The following is a 22,526-nucleotide window of genomic DNA, read 5'->3' as shown; positions in this document are numbered from 1 at the left end:
TAATTGTTCAACCCCGCACCCGCCTGTCTGATTGATGAGGAGCTGATGAAAGCCATTGATATACTAGTCGTCAATGAGCTGGAAGCTTCATTCATCTCAGGAATTGAGTATACAGATAACAATCTCGAGAAAATTGCTGAAACATTGCTGAAAGCGGGTACAAGCAATGTCGTAATCACACTGGGAAGCCAAGGTGTGTACATGAAAAATGTTAAAGAAACAATCCAGCTTTCCGGTTGCAAAGTAAATGCGATCGACACGATCGCCGCAGGCGACACTTTTTGCGGCGCATTGGCAGTCGTTTGTGCCAAGAAAGAAATAGATCAGGAAGCACTCAACTTTGCTAACACTGCGGCCGCCATTGCAGTCACACGTTCGGGTGCACAACCGTCTATTCCCACTCTCGATGAAGTGAAGCACTTCATGCTTGAAAAAGAATTAGCCTTATCGTTCAACTTTTAAATTTAATGAACCATGAAAACCTATTTGAAACGACTACTCATCCCTATTTTATCGGGATTGATAGTATGCAACTTTTATAGTTGTGATAGCGACGACGAACACACCGCTACCCCTATAGCTCCCATTCTAAAGGAAATAAAATTTCCTTCGGAAAATGACATCATCCCCGGTCAGGTGGCGCAAATCAACGGACTCGGATTTGCAAAAGAAGATATAGTCTATTTAAGTAACGCTACCAACCAGAAAGAAAAGGTAGAAGTCACCGAGGTTACAGATAGTTACCTGAAGTTTATCGTCCCAATGGAAGCAGGCGGTGAGTATACCATAATAATTGAAAGAGCAGGGAAACAGACCGTTTTAAACGGAACTTTCAAAGTGCCTTTCGTTGTTCCTATCACTGATATTGTTCTCCCTTCGGGCAATGTGCAGCCCAAGAGCAAAGTCGAGATTCAGGGAAAAGGATTTGAAGCAGGGGATGTTGCCGTATTATATGCTTCTTTCTATCCGGCAGGTGTCGAATACAATCTGCCATTAACTCTTAATGAAGAAGGAGTAGAATTTATACTTCCGGAAGGATTATACGGAGTAAACTCTATCATGATTGTCAGAGGAGAACGGAAAAGTAATCTTGGAACAATCACTATCGAGACGAATGTAGGAGACAAGCTTGGAGGAGGTGTTGTATTCTGGGTAGATGCCACAAAGGCACACGGATATATCGTAAACATGAGTAATATCGGTACGGGCACAGAACAATTCGGACCGGAAGTAAATCCGTCGGATGCGGCCGGAACGAGCCAAAGTATGGGAAGCGGCTATACAAACACTCAAAATATAGTCAAGAAGTTCAATGCATTACAGGGTGCGAACAACTGGCCCGAGTGGCAAGGAGTCAAAATTGCCGCCCAACTTTGTCTGGACAATAGTGTCACTGAAGGAAATGCCGTATATGCCGACTGGTTCCTCCCTTCCAGAGAAGAGCTGATCGAAGTATTCAAGGTGAAAAGTTTATTAGCAGAAAAAGGAGTCAATATTCCGGCAAACAACTACTGGACCTCAAGCGAAGGTGACGGAGAAGCCGGTTGGTCTGCCTATTATGTGAATTTCTACGAAGAGACTAATATCGTTTCGGAAATCTGCTCAAAAAGCGGTTGGAAAATTGGTGTTCTTCCTATCCGGGCCTATTAACTAACAATCCTTTAAAATAAGCGTCATGAAAAAACACATTATATTATTTATAGCCATCTTTTTTGTCAGTGTATTACATGCACAGACAATCAACATCAGAGGAACCGTTACCGACACGAGTAATGAAACATTGCCAGGTGTATCTATAACCATAAAAGGTACTCAAACAGGAACCGTAAGTGATGCAAACGGAAACTACAGCATCAAAGCCAAAAGAGGAAATGTCCTGGAGTTTACTTTCGTGGGCATGGTAAAACAATCAGTTACCGTAGGAAAGCAAAATATCATTAATATACAAATGGCGGCAGACGCCATTAACTTGGACGAAGTAGTGGCAATCGGGTATGGTATTGCCAAGAAGAGCGATTTGACGGGTGCTGTTGCCTCTATCAAATCGGAACATCTTACCAACTCCAAAGTAGGAACAGTGACAACTGCCCTGCAAGGACTTGCCGCCGGTGTGCAAGTAACTACCGGCTCCGTAAAACCGGGTGGGGATGCTTCTGTCGTTATTCGCGGAGTAGGTTCGCTCCGGGCCGGCAGTGAGCCGTTATATATCGTCGACGGTATTCCTGTACAAGGTGGTTTGCAGGATTTATCATCCGGTGATATTGAATCTATCGAGATTTTAAAAGACGCTTCTTCCGCATCTATCTATGGTTCAAGAGGTTCTAATGGTGTAGTACTCGTGACTACCAAGAAAGGTACAAGCGGAAAAGCCAAAATCTCCCTGAATGCCTCTTTCGGTACGCAACGAATGTTGAACAAGCAAGATTTGATGAACGCACAGCAATATTATGAATTAGTATCCATTGCCCAGCCTAACTACAAATGGACATCAGAAGAACTACGCTTGCTAAGTCGTGGCGAATCGACCGACTGGCAGGATGCTGTTACCCAAAACGGGCAATACCAGAACTATAACTTCTCAATTTCCGGAGGAAAGAACGATATACAACACTTTCTGGGAGTAGACTGGTATGACCAGAAAGGTACGGTCAAAAACTCGTCTTTCAATAAACTGACCGTTCGATATAATATGGATGCCAAACTAAACAAGTGGTTAAGATACGGTGTACGTTTCAATGTCGTCGAGTCTAAACTCATGAATATCAACGAAGAAGCAGATTCGGGATACGGAACTATGTTCAGCGCCATTAGTTCACAGCCGACAGCTCCTATTTATACCGAAGACGGAGAATATTTCGATGGTTTCCTCAACACGAAAGCAAATCCGGTAGCCATTGTCGACTTGCTTGACAAAGCCACACTCAAATCCAGATTCGTAGGTTCCGCCTACATTGAGATAGAACCGATAAAGAACTTGAAATTGCGTTCCGACAACGGTGGAGAGCTTGTCTTTTACAAAGTAAATACTTACGAGGACGGACGTATGGGACAACATTATACGGCTGGCGGCCATGCCAATGTAATGTCGAATAAAAAAAGATACTGGCAAACAGAGAACACTGCCACTTATTCATTTGATATCAACAAAGAACATCAATTTTCTGCAATGGCTGGTTTCTCAGCTTCCCGGACTGACTATGAAGAAGTTACCGCCGACTCTAAAAAGTTGTCATCCATTCTCAAGTATTACAATTTGCAAGGAGCGGAAGAACATGGGCCGAACTCTTCGTATGCAGTTCCCTCTTCCCTGGTGTCTTTCTACGGACGATTCAATTATAATTTCAGCAACCGCTATCTGGCAACATTGACCATGCGCGGCGACGGTTCTTCCCGTTTTGCCCCGGGACACAGGTGGGGATTCTTCCCGTCACTGGCTCTTGCATGGCGTACCTCTGAAGAAAGTTTCATCAAAGAAAACGCTCCGGTCATCAGCAACCTGAAGTTAAGAATCAGCGCCGGAAAATTGGGCAACCAGAATATCGGAGATTTCGCTTATGCTCCGACAATTGCCCTCGGAAGTGCTTCAGCCAATTACGTCTTAGGAAATAATCTGGTAACCGGTTCTGTACAAACTTCCATCTCGAACCCGGAACTGACTTGGGAAAAAGCCAACCAACTAGACTTAGGTATTGACTTCGGGTTATTCAACAACCGGATAGCCGGTACGATTGAAGCTTATTATAAACGTACGACCGACCTGCTATGGGAAGTCCCCCTTCCACTGGAATCCGGTTTCGGCACTTCACTCACCAATATCGGTAAAATCGATAACAAAGGTATCGAATTTACGTTGAACACAGTCAACATCAGCACCAAAGACTTCTTATGGACGACAGCCTTCATGATTTCTTATAATAACAACAAGATCAAAGAACTTTACGACGGCAAACAAGACGTCAATAAAACATTGTTTGTGGGACGTCCTATCGGGCAATTCTACTTATTAAAATCCGAAGGTATCTGGCAAACGAACGAAGCTGCCGAAGCTGCCAAATACAATGCCCGACCCGGTGACCGCAAGATTCTGGATTCTAAGAAAGACTATGTTATCAACGGAGAAGACCGTGATTTCTGCGGAGTTTCCACCCCCAAATATTACGGTAGCTTTACCAATACATTCTCATATAAAGGTATTGACCTTACCGCATTCTTTACTTTTGCAGGAGGACATAAAATCAATAATTCACTGAACCGTTACCTCAACTCTTTCAATGTATGGGGAAACATGAGTGAAAACTATTACAAATATTATTGGAGACAGGACCGGCCGAATAACAAATATCCGGCCCCGCGAGTTGGTAGCGCTTATGCTAACGGAGACGGTACTGACGCCAATCTCCAAAAAGGTGATTACCTGCGCCTTCGTAATCTGGAAATTGGTTATAGCTTGCCGAAAAGTGTCATCAGAAATATCAAAGCCTCAAATATCAGGGTTTATTTCTCTGTACAGAACCTATTCACAGCTACTGAATTTACAGGATTTGACGTAGAGTCCAGCGACAATACCAATCCTTATCCGAACGCCCGTAGCTTTATCGGTGGTATTTCTCTTAACTTCTAAAAACAGAAACATTATGAAAAAATATTTATTAATATTAGCTTTCAGCTGCCTGACATTATGCAGTTGCGACAACTTTCTTGACTTGACACCTCAAAGTGTACTGACACCGGAAAATGCTTATGAAAAACCGGAAGACTGGCAACAAACTCTTTATGCCGCTTATGGCACGCTCCAAGAAGTCTTTGTCGGAAAATATACCATTACCCTTACTGAATTCGGTACAGATGAAGTAATTCCGTTTGATATGGGTTGGGCGGCTTATTCCCAATTACATTATTATACTTTTTCCGCTTCACACGAATTTCTGGACAATCACTACCGGCTCTGTTACGAAGGTATCAAACGTTGTAATGCAGTTATTGATATGCCTTCGGATGCAGTCAGTGCAGATCTCCATAGTTCCATGATTATGCAAGCCCGTTTTTTAAGAGCGATCTACTATTTTGACCTGGTGAGAATGTATGGCGGGGTTCCTTTATGGACAAAATCATCCATTGATAGAAGTGAGATAATGAAACCGCGTGCCACGGTTGACGAAGTTTATACACTGATTACCCAGGACATGGAAGCTGCTCTCGGGCTCCCTACCTCCTGGCCGAATGCCCAAGATAAAGGAAGAGCTACGTCCTATGCAGCCCAAGCTCTGCTGGCACGCATTTATCTTCAGTGGGGAAAACCGGGAGAAGCATTAAAATACTGCCGGATGCTCGAAGGCAAATTCAAGCTGTATGATAATCTAAAGGATATATTTGATCCAAAAAACAAGAATCAGGAATATGAGAATATATTTGAAATTCAATTCAAGCATTCCGGTTCGTGGGGATTGGAAGGAAGCATCCAGCATTCATATTGGGGACCTCGTAATGTAGGAGGCCCGACCAACTTTGGCGGTTGGGGCGGATTCGGTCCGACACAATATCTATATGATTCTTATGATAACGCCGATAAACGTAAAAAGGCATTCTTCATCACAGAATATGCAGGTGTCACCCAGACACCTCCTTCTTCCGGTAAATTCTGGGACGCAGAAACAGGTAATGTGATTGAAGATGATAATCTGAATTTTACAATGATTCGTTATGCAGACGTACTTTTGATGAAAGCGGAAGCGCTGAACAGCATTGATGACACAAGTAATGATAAGTATGATGCCTTGAATGAAGTACGAGGCAGAGCGGGACTGACTTCCATAACAGCAGCCGACAATCTGAATAAAGAACAGTTTGCCGAAATCGTACTGGAAGAAAGATTGCATGAATTATGTTGTGAACACCTGCGCCGCTGGGATTTAATCCGCTTCGGCAAACTGGGCGAATATATGAAAGACCATGCCGGAGTCACCATACAGCCTTATCATGTTCTATACCCAATCCCACAGGCAGCCGTCGATGCCAATGACGCTATCACAGAAAACAACGAAGGATATTAACATAAATCATTTAGCACATGAAAAAATTTATTTTTATCACAGGACTATTGATGAGTATCTTCTTTTATTCATGCAAAGAAGAGGACCATGGCATACTTCCTCCTATCGATGGAGGAGGAACTGTAGAAGTAAAGGATGGAAGAGTTACAATCAATCCGGCAGAGTATCTTTATGCGATACGAAATCCGATGAAAGGTTTACGCGAATTCTTCGGCCCGGGCTATGACAAGGTAAGAGACGAATATCCGTATCCTTACGGCTCTATCATTAAAGAATATATGCAATGGAATATGCTGGAGGACAATGAAAGCGACGGTGTCGACAAGATTATAGCTTACAGTAACCACAGGTGGCAGGGAGTAGAAGATATCAATGTCAAGGTTATCCCACGTATCTATATCGTATGGATGGAACCTTGGCACGGAGGATATGCCAAGAACACTCATACAGACAACCCGGACGACCTGAACGGTTGGCATTGGCCAAGCGACATTCCGGGAGAGACGTACGATGAAGACGATCTTAACGCCCCTATTATTGGGGGCTATTGCCACCCTACTTTTCAGGAAAGAGTGAAAAAACTGGTAGAGAAAGCCGGACAAGCATGGGACAATGACCCTAGAGTAGCATATGTAGAAATGGGAATTATCGGCGAATTCGGGGAACATCACGACCCGGATATCACCACAGTATGGGCTCCTCACGACCAACCCAATCATGTAGAGAACCGTACCTGGCTGCCGGGCATTGAAAAGGTGTTGGGAGATGCCTTTACTGCTGCCTTCAAAAACAAGAAAGTAATGGTTCGCTATGCGTATGAGTTTAAAGATTATGAATTCGGGATCTATTGGGATTCATGGGCTATTGATGAAGAAAAGGTGCGTGGCTACGAAGAAATGAAAAAGCTCGGCGACCGCTGGAAAACTCAGCCCATAGGCGGAGAAATAACCTGGAACTGGGGAAGCCTCTATAAATTCAAATCTTTTGAAGAAGTAGTAGCAGATGCCCAAACGCAAGACCTCGTCATCCAGCAAATACGCGATCTGCATTGTAACCACTTGGGAGGTATCACTTGGGCTAATTTCAATGACCCGACTTTCGAACCCAATGCAGAATTACTACAAAAGACAATGGGTTACCGCTTTCTTTTGTCCAATTTCAGTTACCCGACAAGTATCAAGCCGGATGAGCCGTTCAAAATATCATTTGACGTAACCAACACAGGATCGTCACCCTTCTATTATGACTGGCCAGTAGAAATTGCCTTACTAAACTCCCAGACTCAAGAAGTTGTATGGAGCAAAACATTGGAAACTCCTAAAATATCACAATGGATGCCGGGAGACAACTGGAATAATTCAGCAAAAGTCTATACTCAACCGGCTGCAACGAATCATATTGAGGAAGAACTGACTTTAGACAAAAAACTGGACACAGGAGATTATATCATCGCAATTTCCGTATTAGATCCGTCCGGCATGCTTCCTTCATTAAGATTTGCCATTCAAAATTACTTTGAAGGCGGACGTCACCCCATGGGACATATCGGTGTCAATACAGAACCTGTATATTTTGAAATCCCAACTGACGATTTCGATGACATGAGACAGGATAAAACTCTGAAATATAAAATCCAATAATAAGCAAGCTTAATGAAATCAAACATCAGAAACATATTACTCCTAATGTTATTCGGAACGATATCTGCATGCAGTGAAAAAACCGTGACGGTTTCTTATCAGGAATATCCGAATGCATTCAGGAATCCGATGAAAGGATTCAGGGAATTCTTCGCTCCCGGCATCGACCGGATTAGGGAAGAATATCCCTACCCTTACGGTTCACTGACAAAAGAATATATGCAGTGGAATATGCTCGAAGACGACGCCAATGACGAAGTAGAAAAGATTATCGCTTACAGCAATCATCGCTGGAAAGGAGTGGAAGATATAAACGTCAAAGTAATTCCCCGGGTTTTTCTTGTATGGCTGGAACCCTGGCATGGCGGAAAACCTAAAGACCCCACTAATCCGGATGACTTGACCGGTTGGCACTGGCCCAAAGGAATAACTCCGGAAAAAGGTCCTTATAAACAAAGACCGAACTCCGTGGCCGCCTATGTAGAAGAAAAAGACAAAAATACCCCCATTACCGGGGGATACTTTGACCCTTCTTTTCCTGAACGCGTAAAAAAACTTGTAGAGAAACTCGGACAGGCGTGGGATAACGATCCACGAGTAGCGTATGTAGAAATGGGGATTATCGGAGAATGGGGAGAACACCATGACCCGGATCTCTCAACTTACTGGGCTCCGCACGACGAACCGGAACACGTAGCTAACCGGACATGGATTCCGGGCATGGAAAAGATTCTGGGAGATGCCTTTGCCAAAGCATTCAAGAACAAGAAAGTAATGGTCCGTTATGCCTATGAGTTTAAAGATTACGAATTCGGGATTTATTGGGATTCATGGTCTCAACCCCAAGAGATTGTAAGAGGTTATGAGGAAATGAAGAAGCTGGGTGATCGTTGGAAAACCCAGCCGATAGGAGGAGAAATCACTTGGAACTGGGGAGATTTGGCCCGGTTCAAATCTTTTGAAGAAGTGGTGGCAGATAAAGATACCCGGGAATATGTCATGGAACAGATTCGGAACCTGCACTGCAATCATTTAGGCGGAATCACTTGGGCAGACTTCAACGAGCCGGAGTTCCGGAAAAATGCAGAGATACTGCAAAAAGCCATGGGATACCGGTTCATTATCAATGAGTTCTCTTACCCGAAAGAAATTAAAGCGGGAGCACAATTCCCTATTTCTTTCAAAGTTGTCAACACCGGATCGTCTCCATTCTATTATAACTGGCCGGTAGAAGTAGCTTTACTAGACCCTGAAAGTCATCAAAAAGTGTGGGGAAAAATATTGGAGGGAGTAAACATCTCCGAATGGATGCCGGGAGATAATTGGTCGGTAGATGAGCATAAATACCAGACAGTTCCGGCAACTTATCACATCCGGAAGAATATTTCTATTGATGCCCCCATTGCCAAGGGAAAATATATCCTGGCTTTAACGGTGCTCGATCCGGCCGGTATGCAACCTTCGCTCCGATTTGCCAATGAGAATTATTTCGAAGGCGGTTATCATCCAATGGGCTATATCGGTATTGACGAATCAGTTGCCGATACCCGTCTGAATCCGGATTTATTCTTTGACATTCAAAGTGACAAGTCTTTAAAATATCAATTGAAACAACCCGTTCCCGTGATATTCGACACGGATGTTGGCAATGACATTGACGACGTGCTGGCGATGCAAATGCTATTCAACTATGAGAAAGCCGGAAAAATAGATCTGCTAGGTATCACAATCAGCAAGTCCAATCCTTATTCAATTGAATATATTGACGGATATTGCCGCCTCAACGAGAGGGGAGACATTCCATTGGGATATGCATACAACGGAGCTACTCCCGAAGACGGAGGTTATCTCCGCCAGACTTTGGATACCATTATTGAAGGCAATAAGATATTGCATCCTCAAAGAAGCATAAAAGATAATCTGCCGGAAGGATATAAGTTGTTACGGAAATTACTGGCTTCGCAACCAGATAATTCCGTGGTATTTATTGCCGTAGGACCGGAAACGAACCTTTCACGCCTGCTACACTCGGAAGCCGATGAATACAGTCCTTTGGACGGCAAATCACTCGTTGCCCAAAAAGTGAAACTGTTGTCCGTAATGGGAGGACTCTATGGGAACGAGTTCGATTTCCCCGAATGGAATCTAGTGCAGGATATAAGTGCAGCCCAAACCGTATTCAGCGAATGGCCCACTCCGGTCATTGCAAGCGGCTGGGAACTAGGCAACAAATTGTTGTATCCGCATCAGAGTATCTTGAATGATTTCCCGGACGCTTACAAACATCCTCTTTGTGTATCTTACCAGATATATGACAAAATGCCTTATGACAGGCAAACTTGGGATTTGACCTCTGTCATACAGGCCATAGAGCCGGAGAAGGATTATTTTGAACTGTCAACAAAGGGAACGATTACAATAGACAGTGCAGGACACAGTCTATTTAATGCGTCAGACAAAGGACAACATCAATATCTTATGATTCAAGGAAAAGAGAATATTCAGAGAACATTAGATGCCATTGTCCGCCAAGTGACAGGAAAAGAAGAAAAGAATATAAACCAATAAAGAAAGAGTCATGTTTATAGTCAATAGTTATACATTAGCCATTATCTTTTGCTTCATAACCATGATATGTTGGGGTTCCTGGGGTAACACCCAGAAACTGGCCAGCAAGAACTGGCGTTATGAGCTTTATTACTGGGATTATACGATCGGTATCTTATTATTTGCCTTACTTCTGGTTTTCACACTCGGAAGTTTCGGAGATTCGGGTAGAGGTTTTCTGGAAGATATCCGGCAAGTAGATGCCAGATACATAGTCAGTGCCTTGATCGGAGGAGTTATTTTCAATGCTTCCAACATCTTACTTTCAGCTTCAGTCTCCATTGCCGGAATGGCGGTTGCTTTTCCGCTGGGTGTAGGACTTGCCTTGGTCCTAGGTGTGTTCATCAACTATTTCAGCACTCCCAAAGGAGATCCGTTCTGGTTGTTTACAGGAGTAATCTTGATTGTTATCGCTATCATCTGCAATGGAATAGCGGCAGGCAGACAACAAAAAGAGGAGAATAATAATAGCAAGAAAGGGATTATTCTTGCGGCTATTGCCGGCATACTTATGTCTTTCTTCTACCGTTTTGTGGCTGCTGCCATGGACCTTAACAATTTTGACTCTCCTACTCCGGGCATGGCTACTCCATACACCGCTTTCTTTATATTCTCAATAGGTATCTTCCTGAGTAACTTCCTGTTCAATACAGTTGTTATGAAACGTCCGTTTGTAGGAACTCCGGTAAGCTATAAAGAATATTTTACGGGAAAAGCGGGCACACATCTGGTAGGTATTCTCGGAGGATGTATATGGGGATTGGGAACTGCTTTGAGTTATATAGCCGCAGGAAAAGCGGGAGCTGCCATCTCCTACGCTCTCGGTCAGGGAGCACCTATGATTGCCGCCTTATGGGGTGTATTTATCTGGAAAGAGTTCACCGGTAGTTCCAAATCAACCGACAGGCTTTTAGGAGTCATGTTTATCCTGTTCATCACAGGATTATCATTCATCGTTTTATCCGGAGGAAACTAATTATGAAGATAAACTATATTCTTTTTCTACTGACGGCAGCCTTTTGTTATCCTTCGATAACCGTTGCCAAAATAATTGAGGCCGGTTCGCCGGACAAGAAAAATGTGATAACTATCGAGACTGACAACCAAGTCAGTTACAGCTTATCCCGGAATGGAACAAAGATTCTTGATACTTGCCCGCTCTCACTTACAGTCGGAAACGACACTTGGGGAACAGACAAATGTAGAAAGGTAACTCGCAAGAGCGTTTCGGAGAAAGTGGAATTTATTGTACCGCGTAAATATAAAGAGACAGTGGATAATTATAACCAGGTTGAGCTTATTTACAAAGACTATAAGATCGAATTCAGAGTCTATAATGACGGAGTGGCCTATCGTTTCGTAAGTACTGCGAACAATAAACAACCCGTAAAGAAAGAGTCTGTATCTTTCTGCTTCGGACAGGATCATACCTCGTACACTCTTTTAACCGACCAACTACAAAACTGGTTTGAACAGGATTATACGGTAAAGCCGATCAATGCATTACCCAAAGACAGTTTCTCCGTAGCTCCTGTAATGGTTGAAGTAGACAAATACAAAGTATTATTAGCAGAGGCCAATCTCTATAATTATCCGGGAATGTACTTACAACCCAGCCAAGAATCCTTCCATGGCATTTTTGCCAATTATCCGGATAAGGAAGTGCCATACGAAGGAGATAATAAAATTTACGTCTCCACACGCAAAGACTATCTTATTCCCAACTGCGGGAAACGGGTCTTTCCGTGGCGGGTGACCGGTATCTTCGACAATGCCTCTTCCATATTACAAAGCGAGCTTATATATTTACTCTCCGAAGAGAAGGAGCAAACCGACGACTATACTTGGGTTAAGCCCGGTAAAGTATTATGGGACTGGTGGAATGACCGTAATATCTATCATATAAATTTCAAAAGCGGCATTAACACCGATACATATCTATATCTGGTAGACTATGCAGCCAAACATCACATCGAATATGTCCTGATTGACGAAGGCTGGTCAGCACGTAACGATCTGTTAACCCTCAATCCCGATGTTGACATTCCGCGCATCTGTGAATATGCAACAGAAAAAGGAGTAGGTATCCAATTATGGTCGAAATGGGTGAACATCATGCGACAAATGGATGAGGCTTTTGCACAATTCTACAAATGGGGAGTGAAAGGAGTTAAAATAGATTTTATGGATCGCAATGATGCCAAGATGGTTAACTTCTACGAACAAGTAGCAGCTAAAGCCACTCAATACAAATTATTAGTAGACTTTCACGGTTCTTACCCCAACGAAGGCATGAGGCGCAAATACCCGAACCTGATGACACGCGAAGGCGTGATAGGACTGGAGTATAATAAATGGAGCAAAAGAGCCACGGTTACACATGATGTCATCATACCTTATCTGCGTATGTGGGCAGGTCCAATGGATTATACTCCTGGAGCTATGCTTAATGCACATCCGGAAACCTTCTATGAAAATCAGCATGAACCTATGAGTCAAGGAACGCGTAGTCATCAATTAGCAATGTACGTAGTCTACGAAAGCCCGTTACAAATGATTTCAGATAGCCCAACTAAATATGATGAAAATATTCAAAGCTTCGAATTTATCAAAAATACACCTACCACTTGGGATGAGACAGTCCCTTTGGGAGGAGAAGTAGGTGAATATATAGCTATTGCACGCCGACATAACAATACATGGTATATCGGTGTCATTAACGGAGCTACTCCAAGGCATATTGAGATTGACTTATCCTTCATAGGAAATAGACCGAAAAAAATAAAAGCACACATGGACGGCATAAACGCAGTTCATCAGGCTAAAGACTCACAAGTAAAGGACCAAATCATTGAAAACGATAAAAAGCTTCTCATAGATATGAGCAGAGGAGGAGGATATATAGGTATTATTCATATAGAAAAGTAGCATTTTGGAGTTACTCAAAAGATGATACGAAGTTCTATCAATATCGACCGATGGCTTTTGACCATCGGTCAATTTATATTGTAGATATAACAACAAAGCCATTAATTTTCTGCAATTTCATCTAATGCATCTTCTACCTACTTTACTTCAAAGGTAATTAAATAGTTTATAGCCCACTCAAGTATCCTCTTCTTCTTTCTATATATTCGCACTTTTTACGATCATTATAACACATCATCCACCAATCTACAAACAAAATGTTTTAAAACAAAGATATATTATTTCAATATATTTCATATCTTTGCACTCAAAATTCAAAAAGATACGTTTACTACCAAAAATAAATCTTTTTGAAACCAATAGTCATTACTAAGCTATAAAAGAATCGTATGAAGAAAAGATGGATTATCATGATGACATTAATGGTCATCATTAGTTTAATCGGCGTTTTTACCCCCGAAACTGCCGGAGTATGGGAACCTGATGAAAAGATGAATACAGCCAACGTGGCCTGGATGATTACCGCAACCATTTTCGTGTTAATGATGACTCCGGGACTTTCCTTTTTTTATGGAGGTATGGTTGGAAAGAAAAACGTAATTTCTACTATTCTTCAGAGTTTTATTGCAATGGGTATTATCAGCGTTATTTGGGTGGTATTCGGATTCAGCCTTGCTTTTGGTGATGATATAGGCGGATTTGTAGGAAACCCTGCTACCTTTTTCATGTTCAATAATGTAGGAGCTAAAGTAAATGAATTCCTGGCACCAACCATTCCTTTGGCGCTCTATGCACTATTTCAAATGAAATTTGCCATTATCACCCCTTCCCTTATCACAGGATCTTTTGCAGAACGCGTCCGTTTTTCCGGATATATGGTGTTCATGATTTTGTTCTGTATCTTTGTATATTGCCCGCTTGCACACTGGACCTGGCATCCTGACGGATTCCTTCGCCAGATGGGAGTTATCGATTTTGCCGGTGGTATCGTTGTGCATGCTTCCTCCGGGGTAGCAGCTTTAGCAGGTGCCATCTTCCTCGGCAACAGAAGGGAACAGACACATACACCTGCAAATATTCCATACGTGATATTAGGAGCATCCATGCTTTGGCTAGGCTGGTTCGGATTCAATGCAGGCTCTTCATTGGCAGCAGACGGAGTTGCTATCAAAGCTTTCCTGAATACAAATACGGCTTCAGCTACCGCCATGCTGGTATGGATATTCTTCGATTGTCTCCGCGGACGTAAACCGTCGGCAATGGGAGCCGCTATCGGTGCTGTGGTGGGTCTTGTAGCCATTACTCCTTCTGCGGGATATGTCACTGTCGGAGAGAGTATTTTTATCGCATTGACGACAACAATGGTCTGCAACATCGCCGTCCACTGGAAAAACCATACGAATGTGGATGATGCATTGGATGTATTCCCTACTCACGGAGTAGGCGGTATCTTCGGAACGATACTTACGGGCGTCTTTGTGCATGGACTGCTAGCCGGAGACGTTAAAGTATTCCTGATTCATATATTGGCAGTAGTTATCGTATGTGCATACAGCTTTATTGTCAGCTACATACTTTACTGGATAACTAACAAAATGATTCCAATGCGCGTATCAGCTAAAAGCGAGGCTATCGGTCTCGACCTTAGTCAGCATGACGAGTCTTACAACTTTGCAGATTTCGGAGAACGGGAATTGGCCGAATATCAGACTGTAAGTGATAAAGAAAAGAAATATTAATCCGGTTTTGCAGGTTCTGATTTTGTAGGAAAAAACAGGAAAAGGAGCTGTCTGACAAGTCCCTTATTAACAATTTCACCCACGCTACAGATAGTTATAGCGTGGGTGATTTTCAATAATCAGGACTTGTCAGACAGCTCCTTTATTACTGGGATAGCCTCTTTTAAAAGCGGGGGATAGAAAAGGCTATATCATCATTTCTAAGGTCGATATTTTTCGCTAAATCAATATTATAATCGATTATCAGACATTTGTATCATCTGTTGAACTTATTCATTTCTCATTTATTTTTCCATTTGTCAGTAACACTCCACATTGGCGGATCGACACTACTGAAATGCCAGAAACCGATTTGAGATATTCCAAGCTCATCAGCGAGTTCGAGTAAAGCTTCCGTACTCCTGGCATCGCTTGCATAAAACAGATGTCGGTTCCCATCAGTTGCATCATACAGGTATATATTTACCTTTTCATAACACAACCAGGTAGGAGAAGGTAAAACCCCACTCACACTATCGGGCACAGATTGGTAAATTTGTCTACCCTTCGTATGTCCAGTCACTGCGTAATCATTCGCATAAGCCGGTAAAGCCATCACCAGTTTATCTTTGGGAATGTGTTTGATCCAGAAAGACATAGCCTCTTTTGTCCACGAATAATCAGAAGTAGGTCCCATACCCATACAATCATCCCGATGTTTGAGTTCGGCTTTGCCTATTCCCGGTGCGAAATACATATCATAACACATCACCCTGACTAAATCACAAGTTCTCGCCAACACCTCCGGGTCATGAAACATTTTTGTCGTTTCATCCTGATACAAAGCCGGATAAAACCCGACACAATGACTTAGCTTCTTCCCGGCAGCGTGGAGTTTCTGTGAAGCGAGTTCCAAAAATCCGGTATACGTATCTTGAACATCGGGACTCAAATGCTCGAAATCCCAATCTATGCCGTCATATCCGTTGGCGTTACACACATCCACATACCCATCAACAAGTGTTTTTATTTTCTCGGGCGTGCTTATATTCTCTTCACTTCCACCTACAGCCTGATAGACTTCGATATGATTCCGGTGACACTCGTCAATAAAAGATTTCGGGGGATTTCCGAAAACACTGATGGAATTAATGATTTCTTTTACAGGCTCTATATCCTTAAAAGAGTTCCCGTCTTTATAGACAAACCAAGAAAACACTTTTTTCCCGGTGGCAGTAGGTGTTTCCTGCTTGCAGGAAACACTTACCACTACCCATATTGCACAATATGCAACAGTTCTGATAATTTCTGAATACCTCATTATTTACCGGAATTACTCATATACATACTTCTTATACTCAAAATAGTCATATTTGGCAGTATATATACCCTGGGTCTCTTTATCTCCCTGCCATCCACCACCATTGGCAAAGGTTATAAATGAATAACCAAATTGGAACGCCTCGGGTGTATACCAGGTAGTAAATGTCTTCACAACCTCTCCATCTATGATCCATGCCGCCCAATATGCGCCATCTGTATTAAGTCGGAGATCGATAGTCAAAGTGTGCTTACCCGGATCAATAGGAACACCGTAAACTCCCATTGATTCTGTATAGCAACGTACCAGCATCTGACCCGGAACAGGAGGAATTGTACAAGCAGCACGATCGTTTTCCGTGCCAGGGAAAACAAACATAGAGAATGACCTTTCTTCAGCGTTCGTTGCGGCTATATTACCTCCCGCCAACCATTTCTCACCTACACCTATACCAGGTACATCTATCTCCCAAGTATATTTTCCGGCTCCAACAGCTTCTCCGTAAGTCAAATTAGTACCGTTCGGCAGATTCAAGAAACCACCCGATACGCTTCCTCCGGCATTTGTCCATCCGGCAGGTATAACTCCTTCTTCGTCAAAATCCCATCGTGTCGTCGTTCCTTCCGGTTCAGGAGGTAACTGGCCTTCGATAATAGGCTTCATTGAATATTCGTAAGGAACGTATTCAAAATAATCAAATAAAGCATAATTCTCTTGAGTAGCCGCATGGTCGCCCATACCGATAAGATTCTCAACACTGGATATGGCACGGAAATAAGCCTCTTCACCAAAATTCAGTTGAGCTCTTTTCAGCGTCTTGCCATCGACCAGCCATTCGGCCAGGTATTTCTTATTTTCCAACTTCAAATCTAAAACAAATGTATGCCAGGCATCGCCTTTGATAGGTGTATATTCGGAGAAGAAAGGATTTGCCTGACTGGAAACCAGACATAACATATCGTCAGGTCCCGCATTATGTTGACTACGGGCCGCAGACGTACCGGAACAAATTTCAAAATCCAGTTCATGAGTGTCGTCGAAATAGACAAATGCTCCGATACTAGCCCGGTCATTCATCCCAAATTTGGGCACATACACTCTCCATTCATAACGACCGGAACCAAACTGTGTTGTGGTTTGTACTTTAAAACGGTCACCGTTCGTACCTGAATATTCCTCACCCGGCCGTGTATATATTCTTAGTGCTTTCCCGTCTTCGCATTCATCATTGTCTACGATAGTAATCGGATTTATCCCTGCCACAAGTCCCGTCTTTTGCAACCCGGTAAAGTCGCCATAATTATAAATAGTGCCCTTATAACCATCCTGAATAATTGTAATGGTCCGCAGTTCAGCACCTTTCGCCGCAATGGTCAGGGTTGCACCACGTTTGGGACCGTTATTCTTATCTGCAGAAAGAGTAATCGTTCCGTTACCAGTTCCTTCCAAAGGAGATACAGTAAGCCAATTACCACCGCCCTGATCTACTGCCACTTTCCAGTTAGCCTCCGACGTAATGTTTACAGTCTGCATTTCAGTCGGAGCGACCTCGAATGTCAAAGCATCAGCGGAGACTCCGCATGGGACTACCTCTACCTTCTCTTTGAAGCTATCGCCACATGATACCAGAGAGGTGTTACATAATACACCTATTGCTAAATACAAATATCTTAGTTTCATAATGATTGTTGTTTACATTGGTTTCATTCAGTTCTTCAAATTCGGATTAATGGACGAGTCCACAAAAGGACGGGGAAGATACATCTTACTGTCATTCCACGTACCGGATACAGGTACCGCTTCTTTTCTGAATACTCCCGGAGCAACTTCAATCTCTGGATTCAGTTTTCTGTATTCGAAATGATCTTTAATGCGGTTCATGCGGAACATGTCTCTCGCCCTGGTAGCAATGTTACCCCAATAATATCCGGCTATTTCCCAGCCATGTTCGTTATAGGCAGCTTCCGCCAACTCGTCATACGACATGGTTGTCTTATAGATATCCCGGTCTGCAACAACAGATCCATTAGCACGATTACGTACCTCATTCAATAAGTTGACAGCTTCCGTGATACTACCTGTTTTTGAACGACCTACGGCTTCGGCATACCAGCAATATACTTCTGCCAAGCGAATAATCTGATGCGTCTTTTCTCCATTCTGATTCATCGAAATTTTCGGATTCGTATAGTCGAATTCTTCTCCAGTGGTCGTTTCTACTTTCTTCATGAAACAGGGAGCAACAACCACACGCGGCGCTTCCGGATTAGGATCTTCCCACCAATCACGTAACTGTGTTTCATTCTTCAATATAATTTTCGGAAAATAAGACGCATCTTTGCGTGAGCCTTTCGGGAAATCATACCAGAATTTAATTTCTCCGTTCGTATCTCCCCATCCACCGCCACCATAAGCATAGTCTGCCAGGAAATCGGCTAAAGGAGCATTGGTAAGTGCATCTATTCCCAAATTATAGTAAACACCAAGCAACACTTCAGGATTATTCTTATTATACTCCATCGAATATACTTGCTTGTAATCAGGTAATAGCTTGTAGTAGTAAGTACCTTTCTTCGCAGCATCGATTACTTCTTTTGCCTTTGCAGCGGCCAGTTGATAATATTCTGTTCCTTTGTTCAACGGCCATCCCGCCATTGCCATATACACATAAGCCAATGTTGCTTTTACAGCTCCTTGACTAACAGCAATGTTTACCCCATTTCTTGCGTAGGGTTCTTTAGTATAATTAGCAGGGACCATTGTTTCTGCCTTTTTCAGATCAGATACAATCAGCTCGTAAATTTCAGGAACGGTTGCCAATGGCATGTTATAATTGATTTCATCTTTCACAACCATAGGTACCTCTCCCCAAGCCATTACAAAGTAAAAATAAGAATAGGCACGCCAATAATAAGCTTGTCCAATGGCTGCATCTTTCTCTTCCTGGCTCACCTCCGGAGTTCGTCCGGCATTATCTATAATGAAATTAGCAGCTTTTACCAATCTCCAACGAGCACCCCACAATTCAGTCACCCAAGTGTTATTGTCCGAAACATTATAAGTATCTACCTCACGCAACCCCTGTTTATTAGCTGCAGGGTGTGTAGAAATATCATCACCCATCACTGATTCGAAACCTGCCCAAATATTTGCATACATATCACTCGCAACTTTGGAATACATTCCATTCAGAGCCAAGTCCAGATCACCTTTTGAATTGAAGAAATTAGTTACCGCCAACTGCCCTTTAGGATCTTCTGTCAGTAAATCCTGGCAAGACACCATCCAAAGTGCTATCAATGCTAGTCCGACAGATTTGAATATTCTATATATTGTTTTCATATCCATGTATAGTTAAAAGATTAAAAGTTAAGTTTCATACCAAAAGTGAATGTTCTTGGAACAGGATAAGATCCCATATCCACACCATTAAAGCCATAATCGGATTCACTGTACACTTCTGGGTCCATACCTGTGTATTTCGTTAATGTAAACAGGTTTTGAGCACTGACCGACAGTTGAATATCGGCTACTTTCGTTATCTTCTTAGGAATATTATACGTAAGGCTTATATTTTTCAGTTTCACAAATGATGCATCTTCAAGCCAGAAATCGGAATCAGGATAGTTTCTATTATCTGAATTTTTATGACTTGCATACACAGCATCTGCTTTATTGGCTACTTTATCCCAACTTTTGTAATAAGCATCAGATAAAGAGATGAAACGATATACACCTGTCATAGATCCCATCGCATAGCGGCTTACATTCAGTCTATCTTGTCCTAATGCAGCATTGATAAAGAGATTGAGCGTCCAATTTTTCCAAGTAAATGTATTATTCCATCCGAAAGTCCAATTAGGCTCGGCCTGCCCTTTAGTAACCAAATCGTCAGCACCCGGATTGGTTGTCAAACTTCCATTAGATTGATGTTTATACAAGTTGGCGCCCTGGTCATTAAAGTTTGCCCATTCATAAAGATAGAAAGAACCAATCGGATACCCTACTTTTTTAATTTGAATGGGACCACCGCCAATACTTGTATAATTCTCCCCAACGATAAAATCACTACCTGCCAGATCGATTATCTTATTCTTTAAATAAGATGCATTCAGCGATGTTTCCCAACCAAATATATCTTTATCTGTCAAAGGAGTAGCTGTAATGGTGAATTCAACACCAGAGTTTCTAACTTCACCTTGGTTGACCCAGAAAGAGCCACCTCCGTTATACTGAGGAGCAGGTTTGCGAAGCAACAGGTCCTTAGTATCCTTTCGGAACCATTCGGCAGTAAAACTCAAGCGACCGTCTAAAACACTGGCGTCCAAACCTATGTTATACTGATAGGTGCTTTCCCAAGTTACATCCGGTGTAGCGAGATTTCCAGTCCAATAACCGGTATGGATTGCATCGCTACCATAACCGTCATAATTTGTAGGAGCCAACATACCCAATGTTGTGTAAGCACCGATACTTTGATTACCAACAACACCAAAACTGGCTCTTAGTTTCAATTGCTGGACAATGTTTTGTTTGCTCATAAAGTTTTCTTTGGCAACATCCCAAGCAACAGCTACTGACGGAAAATATCCCCATTTATTCTTCTTCTGAAACTTAGATGAACCATCGGCACGGAAAGTACCTGTCAGCATATACTTCCCTTTGTAATTGTACATAATTCGACCAAGCCCGGATACAATAGCTTCTGCGGAATAGCCATTCTCTCCATCGCGTGTCTTTGCATTTTTTGCATTCCAATAACCAACAAACTCATTGGCTAAATCACTTCCGGTCAATTTTAGATTTCTGCCTTCGGCACCACTTGCTTCAAATACAGCTGTTGCAGTCAGATGATGATCGCCGAAACTTGTGTTATAAGTCACATTATTGGTATTCTGCCAGAATAGATTCATCCTGCTCGCATTTTCCATACCACTAATTTGTCCGGGTTTTGCTAACGACGAGGTGAAAGAGTAACTCGGAACATGAGAGTAATTAGCAGCACCCTGTACAGACAATGTCAACCCTTTCATTATTTTGAAAGTCAAATCCATATTAGTATTCAAAGCATACACGTATGAGTCACCATAATTTGCGACACGTGCACCATAAGGGTTTCCGTTTACTGAATTATAAGGGTCCATATTATAAACGCCCGTTACCGGATCTTTCATTTCCATTGTAGGAGAATAGTTCAGGAAGTTCATAATGTCAATACCCCCATTATGACTGTGAGTACGTGAAGCATTAATTTTGGTAGAAAGTGTCAACCACTTGGTGAGTTCATTATCCAAATTTATCCGTAACTGTGCACGTTGATACTTGGTCGTGATGGTCATGGCTGTCATATTCAGTACATTGGCTGAAATAAGATACTTATTTTTAGCCGTTCCACCCGAAATACCTAATTTATAGTCCTGACTAATACCGGTCTGCAACATCAAATTCTGCCAGTCAATACCCTTGGAACCATTCTTATAGGCTTCCATCTCATCATCTGCAAATGAGATACCATTATACTCCTTTAATGCAGTCGCATATTCATAAGCATTCAGTAAGTCATATTTTTTAAGGATGTTCGATACGCCTATAGCCACATCTGCATAAATCTGTACTTTACCTTCCACCCCTTTTTTAGTAGTTACCAACACCACACCATTAGCGCCGCGTGAGCCATAAATAGCTGTTGCCGAAGCATCTTTCAGAACTTCAATAGATTGAATGTCAGCTGGATTTACATCCAGTCCACCAGACATAATACCATCGATGACATACAGGGGGTCATTGCTGGTATTAAGAGAAGTGGTACCACGAACACGAACTTTAACTGTACCACCCGGTAAACCATTTACGCTCGTCACTGCCACACCTGCAGTACGTCCTTGCAGAATATCTTCCACCCGCTTTACCGGCTGATCCTTAAATTGTTTGGAAGAAACAGAAGCCACAGCACCTGTTATATCTGATTTTTTCACTACACCATATCCGATGACCACTACTTCACTCAATTGGTTCTGATCCTCCTGCATTGTAATCTTCAAACTGGTATTCGTTCCCAGTTTAACCTCTTTAGTCACGTATCCGATATAAGAAAACAATAGTGTAGACCCAACAGGAGCACTAATCGAGAACTTTCCGGAAATATCCGTTACGGTACCAGTTTGTGCATCTTTAAGAGTTACGTTGACACCGATGATAGGTTCATTGCTGTCGGCATCCATAACAGTACCCGAATACTGCTTTGCAACCTGTGCATAAGTAG

The 22,526-nt window shown here is 42.5% G+C and carries 13 protein-coding genes; 9 read left to right on the top strand and 4 right to left on the bottom strand.

Going from position 1 to position 22,526, the window contains the following annotated elements:
• Positions 1 to 3: 3 nt before the first annotated feature.
• From BSCG_RS30780 to BSCG_RS06560, 9 genes are all read left to right on the top strand, one after another.
• The gene (locus tag BSCG_RS30780) at positions 4 to 462 is read left to right on the top strand and encodes a PfkB family carbohydrate kinase (protein WP_256379266.1); all 459 of its coding nucleotides are present in this window, start codon (positions 4 to 6) and stop codon (positions 460 to 462) included.
• A 12-nt stretch (positions 463 to 474) separates the two neighbouring features.
• Entirely contained in the window at positions 475 to 1,650 is a 1,176-nt protein-coding gene (locus BSCG_RS06525; RefSeq protein WP_008776885.1) for a DUF1566 domain-containing protein, read from the top strand.
• A gap of 25 nt (positions 1,651 to 1,675) precedes the next feature.
• Positions 1,676 to 4,621, top strand: a complete 2,946-nt coding sequence (locus tag BSCG_RS06530; RefSeq protein ID WP_008776884.1) for a SusC/RagA family TonB-linked outer membrane protein — start codon at positions 1,676 to 1,678, stop codon at positions 4,619 to 4,621.
• Positions 4,622 to 4,634: 13 nt separating this feature from the next.
• A complete protein-coding gene (locus BSCG_RS06535) occupies positions 4,635 to 6,050 on the top strand; it encodes a RagB/SusD family nutrient uptake outer membrane protein (protein ID WP_032849682.1) in 1,416 nt (471 codons plus the stop codon).
• A gap of 17 nt (positions 6,051 to 6,067) precedes the next feature.
• On the top strand, positions 6,068 to 7,690 hold the full coding sequence (locus BSCG_RS06540; protein WP_008776882.1) for a DUF4832 domain-containing protein: 1,623 nt from the start codon (positions 6,068 to 6,070) through the stop codon (positions 7,688 to 7,690).
• 12 nt (positions 7,691 to 7,702) lie between these two features.
• Entirely contained in the window at positions 7,703 to 10,258 is a 2,556-nt protein-coding gene (locus BSCG_RS30580) for a nucleoside hydrolase (protein WP_083793673.1), read from the top strand.
• A gap of 10 nt (positions 10,259 to 10,268) precedes the next feature.
• Positions 10,269 to 11,273, top strand: a complete 1,005-nt coding sequence (locus tag BSCG_RS06550; RefSeq protein ID WP_008776880.1) for a GRP family sugar transporter — start codon at positions 10,269 to 10,271, stop codon at positions 11,271 to 11,273.
• A 2-nt stretch (positions 11,274 to 11,275) separates the two neighbouring features.
• Positions 11,276 to 13,225 (top strand): glycoside hydrolase family 97 protein, encoded by a 1,950-nt coding sequence (locus BSCG_RS06555; RefSeq protein ID WP_008776879.1) that lies wholly within the window; start codon positions 11,276 to 11,278, stop codon positions 13,223 to 13,225.
• Between the two features lie 389 nt (positions 13,226 to 13,614).
• Positions 13,615 to 14,964 carry an ammonium transporter gene (locus BSCG_RS06560; RefSeq protein WP_008776878.1) on the top strand — a complete coding sequence of 450 codons (1,350 nt, stop codon included), beginning with the start codon at positions 13,615 to 13,617 and terminating at the stop codon, positions 14,962 to 14,964.
• Positions 14,965 to 15,244: 280 nt separating this feature from the next.
• Here BSCG_RS06560 and BSCG_RS06565 read toward each other — a convergent pair whose 3' ends face one another.
• From BSCG_RS06565 to BSCG_RS0127810, 4 genes are all read right to left on the bottom strand, one after another.
• The gene (locus tag BSCG_RS06565) at positions 15,245 to 16,264 is read right to left on the bottom strand and encodes a glycosyl hydrolase family 18 protein (protein ID WP_175285333.1); all 1,020 of its coding nucleotides are present in this window, start codon (positions 16,262 to 16,264) and stop codon (positions 15,245 to 15,247) included.
• Between the two features lie 12 nt (positions 16,265 to 16,276).
• On the bottom strand, positions 16,277 to 17,944 hold the full coding sequence (locus BSCG_RS06570) for a BACON domain-containing protein (RefSeq protein ID WP_008776876.1): 1,668 nt from the start codon (positions 17,942 to 17,944) through the stop codon (positions 16,277 to 16,279).
• Between the two features lie 27 nt (positions 17,945 to 17,971).
• On the bottom strand, positions 17,972 to 19,606 hold the full coding sequence (locus tag BSCG_RS06575; protein ID WP_008776875.1) for a RagB/SusD family nutrient uptake outer membrane protein: 1,635 nt from the start codon (positions 19,604 to 19,606) through the stop codon (positions 17,972 to 17,974).
• Between the two features lie 20 nt (positions 19,607 to 19,626).
• Positions 19,627 to 22,526, bottom strand: a 2,900-nt coding sequence (locus tag BSCG_RS0127810) for a SusC/RagA family TonB-linked outer membrane protein (protein WP_139016508.1), incomplete at its 5' end; no start/stop codon positions are given.

The sequence above is a fragment of the Bacteroides sp. 2_2_4 genome (assembly GCF_000157055.1).
In the GTDB taxonomy this organism is placed as follows: Bacteria; Bacteroidota; Bacteroidia; order Bacteroidales; family Bacteroidaceae; genus Bacteroides; species Bacteroides ovatus.
The sequence above is the reverse complement of the archived record's forward strand: the minus strand, read 5'-3'. Positions and strand labels throughout refer to the sequence as shown.